Here is a 14,293-nt window from a genome sequence, read left to right as displayed (position 1 = left end):
ATGCCTGGCGGGTTTGCTTTTCAGCCTGGAGCGAGAACCCCGCCGGCGCGGCGCATAGTGCGAGACGCACGTGCGCCGCGTTCAGCCACTACTGACTTGCGCCCTGTCCAACACCCGCCTTCTTTTCCGCGTTCTGAATATCCTGCGGATAGTTCTGATCATTGGCGCGGCCGGGTTGATAGCCCGCAGCTTCAAGCTTCTTCAATTCGGCGTTCTTCTTTGCCCGAGCTTCCTTGCGGGCCTGCTTGCGCTCCGCTTTGGTTGGCTTGGCAGCCGACGCGCCCTCCATCGCTGCGGCAGTTCCCGCACCCGAAGCCTCGTTCTGGGCGAGGGTTGGTGTGACTGCACCAATCCCAAGCGAGGCTGAGGCGAGCAGGACCAACATATGTCTGGCGATACGCATTTTCTCCCTCCTGTTCCCGGTTATTTGATGCAGTGAAGTAGCCCAGGAAAGCGGCCCAAACGAAAGTACCCAGTATAGGACAGTGAACTTCGCGCAGGGCTGGGACGTGTATCCGGCCCTGCGCTGCGGCCCACCCGGCGAATCGGGCGTAATGCCGTTCTCTCTGATTCAGGTCAAACGAGTAATGCCGGAGTACGGTCCAATCAGGATCAGGCGCGCACGGCGTGCACGAGGCGAGGAGATCACGATGAAGCTGACGTTTCTGGGCGCGGCGCAAACCGTCACGGGATCGCGATATCTGCTGGAGGCGGCGGACAAGCGGGTGCTGATTGACTGTGGACTGTTCCAGGGCACAAAAAACCTCCGCCAGCGCAACTGGGATCCGCTGCCCTTCCCCGCCGACTCGCTCGACGCCGTGATCCTCACTCATGCCCACCTCGATCACTGCGGCTACCTGCCAGTCCTTGCGCGCAACGGCTATCGCGGGCCGGTCTTCTGCACGCCGGGGACGGCGGCCCTGTGCGAAGTCATGCTGCGCGACAGCGCAAGGCTCCATGAGGAAGACGCCGCGTTCGCGAATCGCCACGGCTATTCAAAGCACCACCCAGCCTTGCCGCTCTATACGCTGCAAGACGCCGAACAGGCGTTGCGGCTCATCGGGCCACGCGAAGTCGACACGTCCGTCGCGCTGGCGCGGCAGTTGAGCTTCCGGCTGCTTCCCGCCGGCCATATCCTCGGCGCCGCGAGCGTTGTGCTCTGTTGCGGACACACAATCGTCGCGTTCTCCGGAGACCTCGGTCGTCCCGACGACCCGATCGTGCGCGCGCCGTTACCGCCGGCACACGCCGACTACCTGGTCGTCGAATCGACGTACGGCGACCGGCTCCACGACGCGCTCAATCCCGAGGACGAACTTGCCGACGTCTTCGCACGCACCTTCGCGCGCGGCGGCGTTGTCGTGATGCCCTGCTTCGCAGTGGGCCGCGCGCAGGAAGTCCTCTACTACATCGCGCGGCTCAAGGAGACGGGACGCATGGCCAATGTTCCCGTCTATCTCGACAGCCCGATGGCGATCAGCGTGACCGACCTGTATCGCCATCACATGCGTGAACATCGATTGACGGTCTCGCAATTGCACGCCATCGATCACGCGGCGTTCATGACACGAACTGTCGACGAATCGAAGGCCATCGCTTCGCGCCAGGGACCGATGATCATCATCGCGGGCAGCGGCATGGCGACTGGCGGACGCGTGCTGCACCACCTGAACCTCTATGCGCCCGACCCGCGCAACACGATCGCATTGGTCGGCTACCAGGCGCCGGGCACGCGCGGCGCAGCGCTCGAAGCCCACGCGCCGACCATCAAGCTGCATGGTGACTACGTGCGCGTGCGCGCCGAGGTTGCCTCGATCTCCTCGCTCTCCGCACATGCCGATTACCGGGAAACGCTGCGCTGGCTCAGTGGCATGACGTGCCCGCCTCTGCGCACGTTCGTCACCCACGGGGAGCCCGCCGCAGCCGATGCGTTGCGCCGGCGTATCGCCGAAACGCTGCACTGGGACTGCAGCGTGCCCGAACCAGGCGAATCGGTCGAACTGCCGGAGGAGACGGTGCGTGTATGCCCGCCGCGCGAACCGGAAATGCCGGCCTGAGCGGACGTGGCACGGCACGGCCGGCGCGCCCAACTTTTTCGCTACGCGTTCTTGTGGCACTCATACAATGGCGGCAAGCCCCCGTGCGACGGCAGACGCCGGGTATCCCTGCATTGAAGTCGATACTTCATACGTGAATGGCTCATGCACCGGTTCCGCGCAAGCGAGTCGCCCCGGACAGTCCCGATGAGTACGGGCGCTAAACCGCGGGCACGCCTCGCGCGAGGCGCGGCGAGCATCCTCGTCGCCGGTACCGCGGCGGCCGCCGCATTCGCGCTCGTCGTTGGTCGGCTCACGCGCTCGAACGCGACGCCCCCGAAAGCGGGCGGCGCGCCGGCACTCAGCGATGCGCGCATGATGGCAATCATCCGTTCCTCGATGGAAGCGATCATCACCGTCGATGAAGCGCAGCGGGTCGTCATCTTCAATCCCGCGGCCGAGTTCGTATTCGGCCTTGCGGCCACCGAGGCGATCGGCTCCCCTTTGTCACGCTTCATACCCGAGCGATTCCGCGAAGCGCACGGGCAGCACGTGAACCGGTTCGGCGAGACAGGCGTGACCGAACGGCAGATGGGCCAGCACCAGCGCGTGCTCTACGGGCTACGTGCCAACGGCGAGGAATTTCCGATTGAGGCGTCGATCTCCCAGATCCGCGACCACTCCGGCAAGCTTTATACGGTCATGCTGCGCGACATCACGGAACGCCTGCGCGACGAGAATGCGCTCAAGCGATCGCGCGAAGAACTGCGCGAACTGTCCGCCAATTTGCAGAACGTGCGTGAAGCCGAAAAAACGCGTATCGCGCGTGAGCTTCACGACGACCTCGGCCAGCAACTCACTGCGCTCAAGCTCGATCTTTCCGCACTCGCACATGGCCTCGGCGATGACACTACGCCGGAGACCGCCGCACGTCTGACCGGCATGAGCAAGCTGATCGACTCAACCGTCGCGGCCGTGCGACGCATCGCAGCCGACCTGCGGCCCGTCATGCTCGACGATCTCGGCCTCGTGCCGGCCATCGAATGGCTCGCGAACGATTTCACGAGCCGCTACGGTATCGCAGTCGAGCGGCACGTCGACACAGACGGAGCGGAATTTTCAGGCGCGGCTGCCTCAACGCTGTTTCGCATCGTTCAGGAAGCGCTGACCAACGTCGCCCGACACGCCGAAGCCACACGTGTCGTGCTCACCCTGACCGTAGACGGGCAACGCTGCGTGCTGCGCATCGCAGACGACGGCGTCGGCGCGCTCAGCGATTCTGGCGACACACAACGCCGCGGCCCTCAGGACAAAACCTTTGGTCTGCTTGGCATCCGCGAACGGGCGCATATGTTCAACGGCACCGTTTCGATCGATACCGCGCCTCGCGAGGGCTTCGCCATGACCGTCACGTTTGCGCTCGACGCCCTTCAATCCGAAGAGGCCGCCTGATGATCAAGGTGATCCTCGCCGACGATCACACGCTCGTGCGGGAGGGGTTGCGGCGCATCCTCGAAAGCGCGCGCGAATTCGAGGTCGTAGGCGAAGGCTGCGATGGACCGACAACACTCTCATTGGTGCGCGAACGTGTCGCCCAGGTGCTGGTGCTCGATCTGTCGATGCCTGGGCGAAGCGGCGTGGATCTGATCAAGCAGATCAAGGAGGAAAAGCCAGCGCTGCGCATCCTCGTGCTGACCATGCATGCGGAGCAGCAATATGCCGTGCGCGCCTTCAAGGCCGGCGCCTCGGGTTATCTCACCAAGGAGAGCGCGAGCGCGGAGTTGGTGAATGCCGTCACGAAGATCGCCGCAGGCGGCGTTTTCGTCAGCATGGCGATGGCCGAGCGTTTCGCCCAAAGCCTGAACGAGCCCGCCGAAACCCTGCCGCACCAGCGGCTCTCAGACCGCGAGTTCGAAGTCTTCCGGCGTATTGCGGCTGGCGAGACCATCACGGAGATCGCCCAGACGCTTTGCGTGAGCGCCAAAACCGTGAGCACCTATAAAGTGCGCATTCTTGAAAAGATGCAGATGCCGCATGAGGCCGCGCTCGTCCGTTATGCGGTGCGTCACAAGCTCCTCGACGACCCGGACGAGCCCTGAGCGCGCAGTTGCCGCGGCATTTCACCACATGATTGTAGGAATCGCCCTACATACCTTCCGTTCCGCGTACGCGAATTTCAACCGCCGCCGATACTTTTTCGAGATCGCACCGCCAATACTGGCTACATGGAAGCCAGTGCGAACCGCCAGTACCTGCAAGTCTTCCTCGTCGAGGACGCGGCGGTCGTGCGCCGCAGAATTGCCACGGCGTTCACTGGGATGTCATCAGCGCTTGTGAAACAGCGCGCCGACACCGCGCGCTGAACCGGAGACGATCATGCACGCTGCGCCCGCCTGCGACACTTCCCGGACCGTATCGCCCACGCCGCTGCCCGTGTGGCGTTTGCACCCGCCCGTGCACGAGGCAGCACGCCACGGTCCGGCCACGCGCTGCTCTACCTGCTCGCTGCGTGCGGTCTGCATGCCGCACGATCTCACTTCAAGCGAACTCCAGCAGCTCGACACCATCGTTCACACCACGCGCCATGTCCGGCGTGGCGAAGCACTGTTTCGCGCACTCAGTCCGTTCCAGAGCCTCTACGCCGTGCGCACCGGCTCATTCAAGACGATCGTGATGCATCGCGAAGGCGCTGAACACATCACCGGCTTCCAGATACCGGGTGAACCGCTCGGACTCGACGGCGTGTGTTCCGGCACGCATACCTGCGAAGCCATTGCGCTCGAGGACAGCACGGTCTGCATCATTCCCTTCGGACAACTTGAAATGCTTTGCCGCGAAAGCCCGCGAATGCAACACCATCTGTACCAACTGATGAGCGGGGAAATCGTGCGTGAATCGAGTCTGATGATGCTGCTCGGCACGATGACCGCCGAGCAACGCCTCGCCACATTCCTGCTGGACCTGGCGGCGCGCTTTCGGGCTCGCGGCTACTCCGGCGTGCAGTTCCATCTGAAGATGAGCCGCGAGGAGATCGGCTGCTTTCTTGGCATCAAGCTCGAAACCGTGAGCCGGATGTTTTCGCGCTTTCAAAGGGAAGGTTTGGTCGAGCCGAACGGCAAACAAATCCGCATCATCGACGCCGAGGGTCTTGCGCGCATCTGACGTGTGAAGCACGCAAACTCCACATTCGAGGAGACAGCCGGTGCCACGCAGCCGCCCCGCCGAGCGCATGAATTAGTTACGCAAACGCACAGCACCGTGCCCTGCGGCACCGGCAATTGGCGCCGATCTCAGTTCGTGCACAGCGGCATCGAACACCGCACGCATCGCGGCTATCGGATCTTCGTTCTCGCCATGGGCGATCGGCTTGAACTCGCGCGAGACCGACAGGAGTTCGAGCCGAACGTCGTACGCGAACTTCCTGCCACTAGTGGTACCCAACTGCTCGACGGCGAGATGACAGCCCGACAACATGCCGCTGAACCGGTCGAGGCGCAGCAACTGCACGCCGGCTTCCGCATCGAGCGCAGACGAACCCGCAAAACCCAGATAAACGATTTGCATCCCGAGTCCCATCGCCAGGCCCTCCGTGTCGCCTTTGCTGGATCCGCTCGCGGGTCGTTCGCCAGAGGGGGCTAGATATCGAACGCGTGACGGCTTTTGAGATCTACCCACACCATGCCCTCGCGTAAGCCCTCCAGCACCGCCGCGACCTCGCTCTCGAAGATGCGATGATGGGCAAACGCGTGGTGGAAATGCTGCTCTGCCGAACCGTGCGCGACGCTGATCAGGCAACAGAAGCCACCCTGCTCAGCCTGTGAGGTTTCTGCCTCGACGTGCCACACGCCCGAGTCGACGGTGCCCTTCAATGTCATGATTTCACTCTCCGTTTCGCGGGTGAAACGGGCTCCCCGCCAATCCAGCGCGCAGGGCCACTGGCTCCGCGCGCCCTCCCGCTTCACCTTCACGCATTCATTCAATCTGCAGGCGCTTTTGCTCGGCAGCCGCCTTTTTCGGCAGCGTGAGCGAGAGCACGCCGTCCTGGTACTGCGCGCTGGCCGCACTCTCGTCGATATCGCTCGCTAGCGAGAACGTGCGCCCGAACGCGCCGCTGTAGCGCTCCCGGCGAATCACACGCTCCCCGTCCTTTTGCTCGGCGCTGCGCTCGATCTTTGCGTGAATGGACACGACGTTTCCGTCGATCTTCACGTCGATGTCCTTCTTTTCCACGCCCGGCATCTCTGCCTTTACCGTGTAGGTATTGCTGCTCTCGGTCACGTCGATCTTCATCGCCGGGACTCCGCCTTCGTCGGCCGCGAGCATGCCTCGCAGCGGCCGGAACATCCCCTGAAACAGATCGGACACCGGCTCCATCGCAAACGGGTCATAACGCGTCAGATTGCTCATTGATTGCCTCCTTTCGGCCGTTGGTGCGCGTCATGCCATGCGGCACGCACCGTATTCAATCTAGGCAGGCAAGGCGTTTTCCGATTGATCTGCCTCAACGACTCCTGTTTTTGCGGGATCTATGCGCGCCTTCGGCGCACATAAAAATAACTGATTCAAATCAATCTCATGGTGCCCCTCGACTTTAGACTCAGAGGACGTTGTGAGCGTCGAAGTGCACGTCAACCCTTCGCTGGAGATTGCAATGAGCTACAAGACCATCATGGTTCACATGGACACGAGCGCATGCGCCAACGCGCGGCTCTCGCTCGCGCTGAGGCTGGCGCGCAAGTTCGGCGCACATCTGGAGGGACTCTTCGCGAGGTTCGAACCCAACCCGCGCGAGTTCTACGTGATGGGTGGAACAGCCGACTATTACGAGACGCATCGCACGCTACGCATGGAGCAGCGCGGCGCGATTGAACGGCTCTTCCGCGCAGAAGTGTCTCGTGCGCAGATCGATGGCACCTGGGTTATCCCAGAAGGCGACCCGGTTGCGGCGATCATGCAGCGCAGCCGCACCGCCGATCTCGCGATTCTCGGACAAGCCAATCCGGACGACCCGGAGTCCTGGCTTGCGGACAGTTTCCCGGAGAGTGTTCTCCTGGGAGCGGGAGGGCCCGTGCTACTGGTGCCATACACGGGCCGATTCGAGTCGTTCGGCGAACGCGTGCTCATTGCGTGGAACGCAAGCCGCGAAGCTGCCCGTGCGGTTCACGACGCGCTGCCGTTCATCCTGCGAGCGGTGCACGTGACGATCCTGGCGCCCGAGCAGCCGTACGCGTCGTGCTCTGACCTTGCCGCCATGCTGGCACGGCACGGTGCCAGGTCGGTGGACATCGCCATGCTTGACCATCACGCGACTGAATCCATCGGCGACACGCTGCTGAACCATGCCGCCGACGGTGCGTACGACCTGCTCGTCATGGGCGCGTATGGCCATGCGCGATTCCAGGAGCTGGTTCTGGGTGGCGCCACTCGGTCCATCCTCTCCACGATGACGCTGCCGGTACTCATGTCTCATTGACCGACCGCACGCAGCGCCGCGATCGAACGAGGCCGCGCAAGGTCCCCGGTGGTAAGCCACCGGGGACGAGACACTCTTACATCCCCGTGAACACAACCGGATATCCGAGGTGGTCTTCGACTCCCCTGACGCCGGATACACGCTCCGCGGCGACGAGGATCGCCTTGCGCTCCTCTTCCGAGTTCACGGTGCCCCAGAAATGGACAACCCCTTCCTTGACGACGACATTCTCTGCCGCCATCGCCCAGCGGTGCCCGTCCAGTGCATGAAGTACGTCGCGCTGAATCGCCTCGTCAGACGCGACCGCAGCCGGATCGGGGTGCGCCGCGCTCGCCAGCGCGCGTATCAGGTTCGCGCGGCTCACGATACCCACGAGCCTGCCCTGCTCCAGCACAGGCACGCGCTTGATATGGTGGCGCTCCAGCAGTTCGGCGATCTCGCTCAGTTCGGCTTTCGGCGAGACGTAGATGACATTGCTCGTCATGATGTCGCCGACCTTCACGGCATTTTCCTTCAGGTATTCACTTGCGAGCCTGCGAGTCGAGTGGAGGAACTCACCCAGCCAGCTGCGTTGCGGCTTGCCTGTCCCCGTTTCCACGCGATGCAGCAGATCACCCTCACTGAGAATGCCGACAACAGCGCTGGTGTCGTCTACGACCGGGACGCCGCTCACGTGATGCCTGGTGAGCAATGTCGCGGCCTCGAAAACCGTCGCGTCAGGACGCAGGCTGACGACGTCCGTGGTCATGATGTCCAATGCTTGCATGAGTTCCTCCGTTACCGGCTAACGCCGCACTGGAACCCAATTTAGAGATCGGTTGCGCACGCGCATTGACCTAAATCAATCAAGCGGACTCGGTGCGATACGACGTTTCGTCGCCCGGTATGACATGCCCGCTTCGGGGGACGATATCGAGGTGATGGGCGCGGCAGCGTCCTCCCGGCCGACTCCGGTGCGACGCGGCCACGTGCCCGACCTTCACGCTACCTCGTCCCTCTCAGGTACCGCACCGCCCCAGGCCGGGAAAGGATCCCGGTATTCGCTCCATGCCTGCGGACCCACCGACATTTCCGCGTCCAAAAGCAGACAGGCGTCCAGACGGCGACGTAGCGCCGCTTCGTCCATGTCGATGCCGATCAGCACGAGTTCCTGACGCGCATCGCCAACGCCCTGAATCCAGTTCTGTTCGATTAACTCGAGCGACTCGGCATCCGTCGGCCAGTGGTGCTTCGGTACTGCCGCCCACCAGAGGCCAGCCGCTCCATGGCGGCACACCGAGCCGGCCTGCGACCATGACCCGGCGTGCGCCGGCCTGCTCGCGAGCCAGAAGAAGCCCTTCGAGCGGACCACGCCAGGCCATTCGCTGTTCACGAGATCCCAGAAACGCTGTGGGTGCATCGGCCGCCGCGCGCGCCACACGAAGCTGCCAATGCCATACTCCTGCGTTTCCGGCGTGTGCTCGCCGCGCAGTTCCTTGAGCCAGCCCGGAGCCTTTGACGCCTCTTCGAAGTCGAACAGCTTCGTGTCGAGCACGCGCTCGAGGGGCACCTTGCCGAACTCGGCAATTTCGAGCCGTGCGCGCGGATTCAGGCCACGCAGGATTGCCATGAGCCGTTCGCGATCCGCGGAGCCGATGAGGTCCACCTTGTTGATCACGATGACGTCGCAGAATTCGATCTGTTCGATGAGCAGGTCGACGACGGTGCGGTTGTCCTCTGCCCCGAGCGATTCGCCCCGCGCGTGCAGACTGTCCTGTGAGCTGTAGTCGCTCAGGAAGTTGAACGCGTCGACCACCGTCACCATCGTGTCGAGGCGCGCAACGTCCGACAGACTCTGGCCGGTGTCATCGGCAAAGGTGAACGTCTCGGCAACCGGCAGAGGCTCCGAAATGCCTGTGGATTCGATGACCAGTTGCTCGAACCGCCCTTCCTTCGCGAGCCGGTTGACTTCCAGCAGCAGGTCCTCGCGCAGCGTGCAGCAGATGCAGCCGTTGCTCATCTCGACGAGTTTTTCGTCTGTGCGCGACAGTTGCGCTCCACCATCACGCACGAGCGCCGCGTCGATATTGACCTCACTCATGTCATTGACGATGACAGCCACACGCCGGCCTTCACGGTTGTTGAGGATGTGGTTAAGCAGCGTGGTCTTGCCGGCGCCAAGAAACCCGGAGAGGACCGTCACCGGCAGTCGTGAATCCATCGAAAGGCTCCTTGTATGCGATAGGGTTACCGGATGTGAAATGTTATAACATTGCATATCCGGTTGCAACAAGGGTAGCAATACAGTCGGAACGCGGCCCCCTGAAAGGTCAACGGCGGATGCTTGCGGGTCGACGTGTTTCCCGTTTCCTGTGGAAGTAGCCGGGTTGCGATTCCGGCGTGCCGTTCAATTATGGATCTCCGCATGGACGGCACGCAGTGCGAGGAGATAACTCTCGATCCCGAAGCCGCAGATCTGCCCTTTGACGATATCGGCGAACACCGAATGGTGCCGGAATGGTTCCCTCGCATGGATGTTGGACATGTGCAGTTCGATGACCGGACAGGTCAGGATCGCGAGCGCGTCGCGAATGCCGTAGCTGTAGTGCGTCCATGCACCGGCGTTGATCAGCACGGCGTCCTTGCGCTCTTCGAAAGCTCGATGGATGCGCTCGCACATCGCCGCTTCACTGTTCGTCTGAAACGATTCGACCTGCACACCCAGTTCCTCGCCCAACACCTGCAGCCTGGCATCGATGTCGGCGAGCGTAACCGTTCCGTATTGCGCGGGGTCGCGCTTGCCGAACATGTTGTGATTGATGCCATGAAGCATCAGGACGTTCTTCATCGGGATCTCCTTTGCGCACTCAGTCGAGCGGCACGGTGAGGCGGTCGATGACCGCGGCCGTCAACGGTCGCACGCCGCGCCACCATGCAAAGGCCTCGGCCGCCTGTTCGACCAGCATGCCCACGCCGTCGGCGATACCGTGTACGCCGGCGTTGCGCGCGAGCCGCAGGAACGGCGTGAGCCGCTTTCCGTATGCAAGCTCGTAGGCAGTGCCATCCGGGCTGAACACGCCCGGAGGGACGGGTGGCAGGTCGCCCGTCAAGCTTGCGGACGTCGCGTTGACCACAAGGTCGAAGCGGCCTCGCGACGCGAGACCACCATAGCCGCAGGCGCGTAAGCCCGTACCGCGCGAGCCTACCTGGGCGACCAGCGCCTCGCCTTTGGACACATCGCGATTGGCGACGACCAGTTCAGCGGGACCCGCGGCGAGAAACGGCAGCAGCGCGCCACGCGCTGCGCCGCCCGCGCCGAGCATCAGCACGCGTTTGCCGGCAAGCGGAACGTCGAGATTGACTTCGATATCGCGCAACAAGCCAATGCCGTCGAAATTCTCGGCAATGATCCGGCCGTTCTCGAACTTGAGCGCATTGGCGGCACCCGCCAGTGTCGCGCGCTCGCTGCGCTCGTCGGCGAGCGCGAAGGCCTTGAGCTTGAACGGCGCAGTGACGTTCATGCCCTTGCCGCCATCCGCCACGAACTGGCGCACGGCCTTCGCGAAGCCATCGTCAGGGTCGAGCGGACCTTCGATTGCGGCGTAGGACATCGCCTGATGTGTCGCTTCGGCAAACAGGCCGTGAATCAAAGGAGATTTCGTGTGTCCGATCGGGTGGCCGATCACTGCATACGGGTCAGTCATGGTGTCTCACTTCGAGTAGAGAACGCCTTCGCATTGCATCGCGTCGATCTCGGCAGCGGAAAAGCCGAGCGATTGTGCGACCTCCGTGTTGTGCTGCCCGAGATCCGGCGCGACGTCGCGAATGGTCGTATCGCAATCAGAAAAGCGGAAAGGCAGGTTGGGCAAACGCAGCGTTCCATAGCGCGGGTGATGCTGCTCGACCACCATGCCGCGCGCCTGGATCTGCGGATCGTCGAGCACCTCGTCGATGCGCTGCACCTTTGCGCAAGGCACATCGATGCCATCCAGCAGTTCGAGCACTTGCGCGACGGGCCGCGCGGCGACCCACGGCTGCACGACAGACAGAATTGCCTGCCGGTGGGTGTTGCGGCCGACGCTATCGTGAAAGCGCATATCGCTGCCGAATCCGGCGGGCCCGCCGTGCACTTCGATCAGCGCAGCGAGGCGCATCCACGCGTCGTCCACCTGTGCCGCAATCACGAGGTCGCCGTCCGCGGCGCGAAACACACCATAGAGTGTCGAGGTCGGCATGTCGTGCCCCGTCTGCTCCGGCAGCACACCCCGAAGCGTGTAGCACTGCACCGCGTATTCGTGCATCGAGACGAGCGTGTCGTAGAGCGCCATGTCGATGTGCTGGCCGCGGCCGCTCTTCACGCGGCCGAGCAGCGCCGCGTTGATCGCCGCCACCGCGTGGATGCCCGTGTACATGTCGCCGAGCGAAATGCGCAGCAACGGCGGCGGCTCGCCTGGCGTGCCCACCATCTGCATGATGCCGCTCTTCGCCTCCGCGATCAGGCCGAATCCGGCGCGATGCGCGTCGGGGCCCGTATGGCCGTATGCCGAGATCGAGCAGTAGACGAGGCCAGGATTGCGCGCGGATAGCTCGACATAGCCCAGTCCGAGCTTGTCCAGCGCGCCGGGACGGTAGTTCTCGACGAACACATCTGCCGAATCGCACAAGCGGCGCATGAACTCCTTGCCGCGCGCATCTTTCATGTTGACGCTGACGCCGCGCTTGCCCATGTTCAATTGCAGGAAATAGCCGCTTTGCTGGCCATCCAGTACGGTCGCGTGCTGGCGACCTGCGTCACCGCTGCCCGGACGCTCGACCTTGATGACTTCGGCGCCGAGCGCCGCGAGGCAGCGGCCCACGTAGGGACCGGCGAGGAAGTGGCTATAGTCGACAACGCGAATGCCTTCGAGAGGACGGCCCTGCATCAGTAGGCTCCCGGCCGGCGCGGCACCATCAGACGATGTTCGCCGCGCTGAACCACCTGGTTATCCTGATTGATCAGTTCGGAGGGCAGCACGACGATGCCCCAGCCGGGGCGGCTGTTGCTCGGCCGCATGGCGCCGACGCGAAATTTCACGTGCAACACATCGTCGACCTTGATCGGCAGCAGGAAATCCCACGTCCACCCGAGCGACATACCGGGCAGAAAGCGATAGTCGCTCTGTGTCTTGAGGCCGTCGGCAATCGACAGACCGAAAAGCCCATGCGCGACGAGACAGCCGAAGTGGCTCGCTTTGGCGTATGCCTCGTCCACGTGCACAGGCGTATGGTCGCCCGTGAGGTCGGCATAGGCGAGGATGCGTTCCTTCGTCACGGTGTAGCTTGGGCTCGCGCACTCGTCGCCTTCGCGGGCGTCGTCCCAGTACTTCTCGATGATCGTCATGCTCACGCCTCCGCGCGCGGGTTGATGGTCAGCGCCTTCGCAACACAGGACGCGGGTCTGGCTTGAATCAGTTCGACGGCGAGGCCGTCGGGCAGACGCAGCCAGTTGCGCCCTTGCGGCATTTCGCTGACGCCAAAGGCATGGGCGGCTGCCAAAGCGGCTTCGAGGTCTTCGCACATGACGCCCAGATGCGCGAGGCGCCCTTCGGGGCCATCGTGTTGCGGCGCATGAATGAACTGAAGACCGCCGAGTGTCCAATACTGGCGCGGCGCGTCGACGGTGCCGTCGACTTCGCGCATGGTCATGCCGAGCACGTCTTCGAAGAAGCGGATATGCCACCGGATGTCCTTCACCCAGATCGCGACATGCTCCAGGTAAGCCTTCGAGCCGCTCATGCCGTCGTCTCCTTGCGCTGCTCGTCGGCCATCGCGCGCTCGATGCCCTTGATGCACGCCACCAGCGTCGCGTTGACGGGCGTCGGCACGCCGAGCCGTTGTCCCCAGCGCACCACCGAACCGTTGATGAAATCGATCTCGGTGACCGAGCCTTTTTCGAGGCTTTGCAGCATCGACGTCTTGAACGCGGGAGAGAGGCCTTCGGCCGCGAGTGTCCAGGCCTGCTCGGGGTCCGTCATCGAGAGCCTGATGCCGGCCGCCAGTGCCGCCGCGATTGCCTCGGATACGGCAGCGAGAGCCGTCGCTTTCAAGAGCGGCTCGTCATAGAGCTGGCCGTAAGTGAGGCGCGTAATGCCGGTAATCGCGCCCGTGGCGACGTTGACGAGCAGCTTGTCCCACATCGTGCCCATGATGTTGTCGCTGACTGTGGTCAGCAGCCCCGCTGCGTTGAAGGCCTCGGCGATCGTCTTCACACGGCGCGTGAGCTGGCCATCCAGTTCGCCGATGTACGTCGCCTTGCCGGTGACACCCGACTGGATATGCCCCGGACTGCGCAACACGCCGCCGACATAGGTCTTGCCCGCCAGCACACGCTCGCGGCCCACGATATCGGCGAGCACGTCTTCATGCCCGAGGCCGTTCTGCAGCGACAGCACGAGCGTTTCGGGCCCGATCAGCGCGAGTGCGCCGCGCATCGCCGCGTCGGTGTGGAAGGACTTGACGAGCACGATCACCACGTCGGCTGCACCGATTTCGCTCGCCTGGGTCGCGGCGCGCACCGCGATGCGCCGCGTGCCGTTGTCGTCGTCGACCAGCAGACCGTCGCGGCGCATCGTTTCGACATGGACGGGCGAACGGTCCAGCAGCCAGGTTTCGTGGCCGCCTTCCGTGAGCGCGGCGCCGATCGCGCAACCTAGTGCGCCGGCGCCGAGAATTGCAATCTTCACTGGGTTTCTCCTTGACGTGTAGGCACACGATAGGAGTCACCGCTCATATCGGCAATGCAATGACTACAATGGCATCATTGCGC

Annotated in this window: 17 protein-coding genes and 1 pseudogene; 6 read left to right on the top strand and 12 right to left on the bottom strand. The window is 63.3% G+C overall.

Annotation, left to right across the window (positions count from 1 at the left end; genetic code table 11):
- Positions 1–88: 88 nt before the first annotated feature.
- A complete protein-coding gene (locus E1N52_RS19605; protein WP_133184390.1) occupies positions 89–403 on the bottom strand; it encodes a DUF4148 domain-containing protein in 315 nt (104 codons plus the stop codon).
- 247 nt (positions 404–650) lie between these two features.
- Here E1N52_RS19605 and E1N52_RS19600 point away from each other — a divergent pair, with 247 nt between their 5' ends.
- From E1N52_RS19600 to E1N52_RS19585, 5 genes and pseudogenes are all read left to right on the top strand, one after another.
- Positions 651–2,057, top strand: coding sequence for an MBL fold metallo-hydrolase RNA specificity domain-containing protein (locus E1N52_RS19600; protein WP_133184389.1), 1,407 nt, complete (start codon positions 651–653; stop codon positions 2,055–2,057).
- A 183-nt stretch (positions 2,058–2,240) separates the two neighbouring features.
- Positions 2,241–3,488, top strand: a pseudogene (locus tag E1N52_RS19595) (PAS domain-containing sensor histidine kinase); the annotation flags it as partial.
- On the top strand, positions 3,488–4,135 hold the full coding sequence (locus tag E1N52_RS19590; protein ID WP_133184387.1) for a response regulator: 648 nt from the start codon (positions 3,488–3,490) through the stop codon (positions 4,133–4,135). The pseudogene E1N52_RS19595 and the gene E1N52_RS19590, both read left to right, overlap by 1 nt.
- Before the next feature lie 126 nt (positions 4,136–4,261).
- A complete protein-coding gene (locus tag E1N52_RS44125; RefSeq protein ID WP_165979417.1) occupies positions 4,262–4,399 on the top strand; it encodes a hypothetical protein in 138 nt (45 codons plus the stop codon).
- 13 nt (positions 4,400–4,412) lie between these two features.
- The gene (locus E1N52_RS19585) at positions 4,413–5,198 is read left to right on the top strand and encodes a helix-turn-helix domain-containing protein (RefSeq protein WP_133184386.1); all 786 of its coding nucleotides are present in this window, start codon (positions 4,413–4,415) and stop codon (positions 5,196–5,198) included.
- Positions 5,199–5,270: 72 nt separating this feature from the next.
- On the opposite strand, the gene E1N52_RS19580 is transcribed toward E1N52_RS19585, so the two are convergent.
- The 3 genes from E1N52_RS19580 to E1N52_RS19570 all read right to left on the bottom strand — a co-directional run bounded on the left by E1N52_RS19580 (position 5,271) and on the right by E1N52_RS19570 (position 6,443).
- A complete protein-coding gene (locus E1N52_RS19580; RefSeq protein ID WP_342777873.1) occupies positions 5,271–5,600 on the bottom strand; it encodes a hypothetical protein in 330 nt (109 codons plus the stop codon).
- Between the two features lie 71 nt (positions 5,601–5,671).
- On the bottom strand, positions 5,672–5,911 hold the full coding sequence (locus E1N52_RS19575; protein ID WP_133184384.1) for a UDP-glucose 4-epimerase: 240 nt from the start codon (positions 5,909–5,911) through the stop codon (positions 5,672–5,674).
- Positions 5,912–6,008: 97 nt separating this feature from the next.
- Entirely contained in the window at positions 6,009–6,443 is a 435-nt protein-coding gene (locus E1N52_RS19570; RefSeq protein WP_133184383.1) for an Hsp20/alpha crystallin family protein, read from the bottom strand.
- Positions 6,444–6,687: 244 nt separating this feature from the next.
- On the opposite strand from E1N52_RS19570, the gene E1N52_RS19565 reads away from it, so the two are divergent.
- Positions 6,688–7,509: a universal stress protein gene (locus E1N52_RS19565; RefSeq protein WP_133184382.1), complete on the top strand. Its 822-nt coding sequence runs from the start codon at positions 6,688–6,690 to the stop codon at positions 7,507–7,509.
- Between the two features lie 76 nt (positions 7,510–7,585).
- Here E1N52_RS19565 and E1N52_RS19560 read toward each other — a convergent pair whose 3' ends face one another.
- The 8 genes from E1N52_RS19560 to E1N52_RS19525 all read right to left on the bottom strand — a co-directional run bounded on the left by E1N52_RS19560 (position 7,586) and on the right by E1N52_RS19525 (position 14,210).
- On the bottom strand, positions 7,586–8,257 hold the full coding sequence (locus E1N52_RS19560) for a CBS domain-containing protein (RefSeq protein WP_246089137.1): 672 nt from the start codon (positions 8,255–8,257) through the stop codon (positions 7,586–7,588).
- Positions 8,258–8,488: 231 nt separating this feature from the next.
- Positions 8,489–9,709 (bottom strand): zinc metallochaperone GTPase ZigA, encoded by a 1,221-nt coding sequence (gene zigA, locus E1N52_RS19555; protein ID WP_133184380.1) that lies wholly within the window; start codon positions 9,707–9,709, stop codon positions 8,489–8,491.
- A 186-nt stretch (positions 9,710–9,895) separates the two neighbouring features.
- Positions 9,896–10,336 carry a type II 3-dehydroquinate dehydratase gene (aroQ, locus tag E1N52_RS19550; protein WP_133184379.1) on the bottom strand — a complete coding sequence of 147 codons (441 nt, stop codon included), beginning with the start codon at positions 10,334–10,336 and terminating at the stop codon, positions 9,896–9,898.
- Between the two features lie 19 nt (positions 10,337–10,355).
- Positions 10,356–11,192: a shikimate dehydrogenase gene (aroE, locus tag E1N52_RS19545; RefSeq protein WP_133184378.1), complete on the bottom strand. Its 837-nt coding sequence runs from the start codon at positions 11,190–11,192 to the stop codon at positions 10,356–10,358.
- A 6-nt stretch (positions 11,193–11,198) separates the two neighbouring features.
- Entirely contained in the window at positions 11,199–12,410 is a 1,212-nt protein-coding gene (locus E1N52_RS19540; RefSeq protein WP_133184377.1) for a CaiB/BaiF CoA transferase family protein, read from the bottom strand.
- Positions 12,410–12,868, bottom strand: coding sequence for a MaoC family dehydratase (locus E1N52_RS19535; protein WP_133184376.1), 459 nt, complete (start codon positions 12,866–12,868; stop codon positions 12,410–12,412). The genes E1N52_RS19540 and E1N52_RS19535 overlap by 1 nt, the downstream gene beginning before the upstream one ends.
- Before the next feature lie 2 nt (positions 12,869–12,870).
- Positions 12,871–13,263, bottom strand: coding sequence for a VOC family protein (locus tag E1N52_RS19530; RefSeq protein ID WP_133184375.1), 393 nt, complete (start codon positions 13,261–13,263; stop codon positions 12,871–12,873).
- Complete coding sequence (locus E1N52_RS19525) at positions 13,260–14,210, bottom strand: ketopantoate reductase family protein (RefSeq protein ID WP_133184374.1); 951 nt, start codon at positions 14,208–14,210, stop codon at positions 13,260–13,262. The genes E1N52_RS19530 and E1N52_RS19525 overlap by 4 nt, the downstream gene beginning before the upstream one ends.
- Positions 14,211–14,293 lie beyond the last annotated feature (83 nt).

This window comes from Paraburkholderia guartelaensis (genome assembly GCF_004353905.1).
GTDB classification, from domain to species: Bacteria; Pseudomonadota; Gammaproteobacteria; order Burkholderiales; family Burkholderiaceae; genus Paraburkholderia; species Paraburkholderia guartelaensis.
The sequence above is the reverse complement of the archived record's forward strand: the minus strand, read 5'-3'. Positions and strand labels throughout refer to the sequence as shown.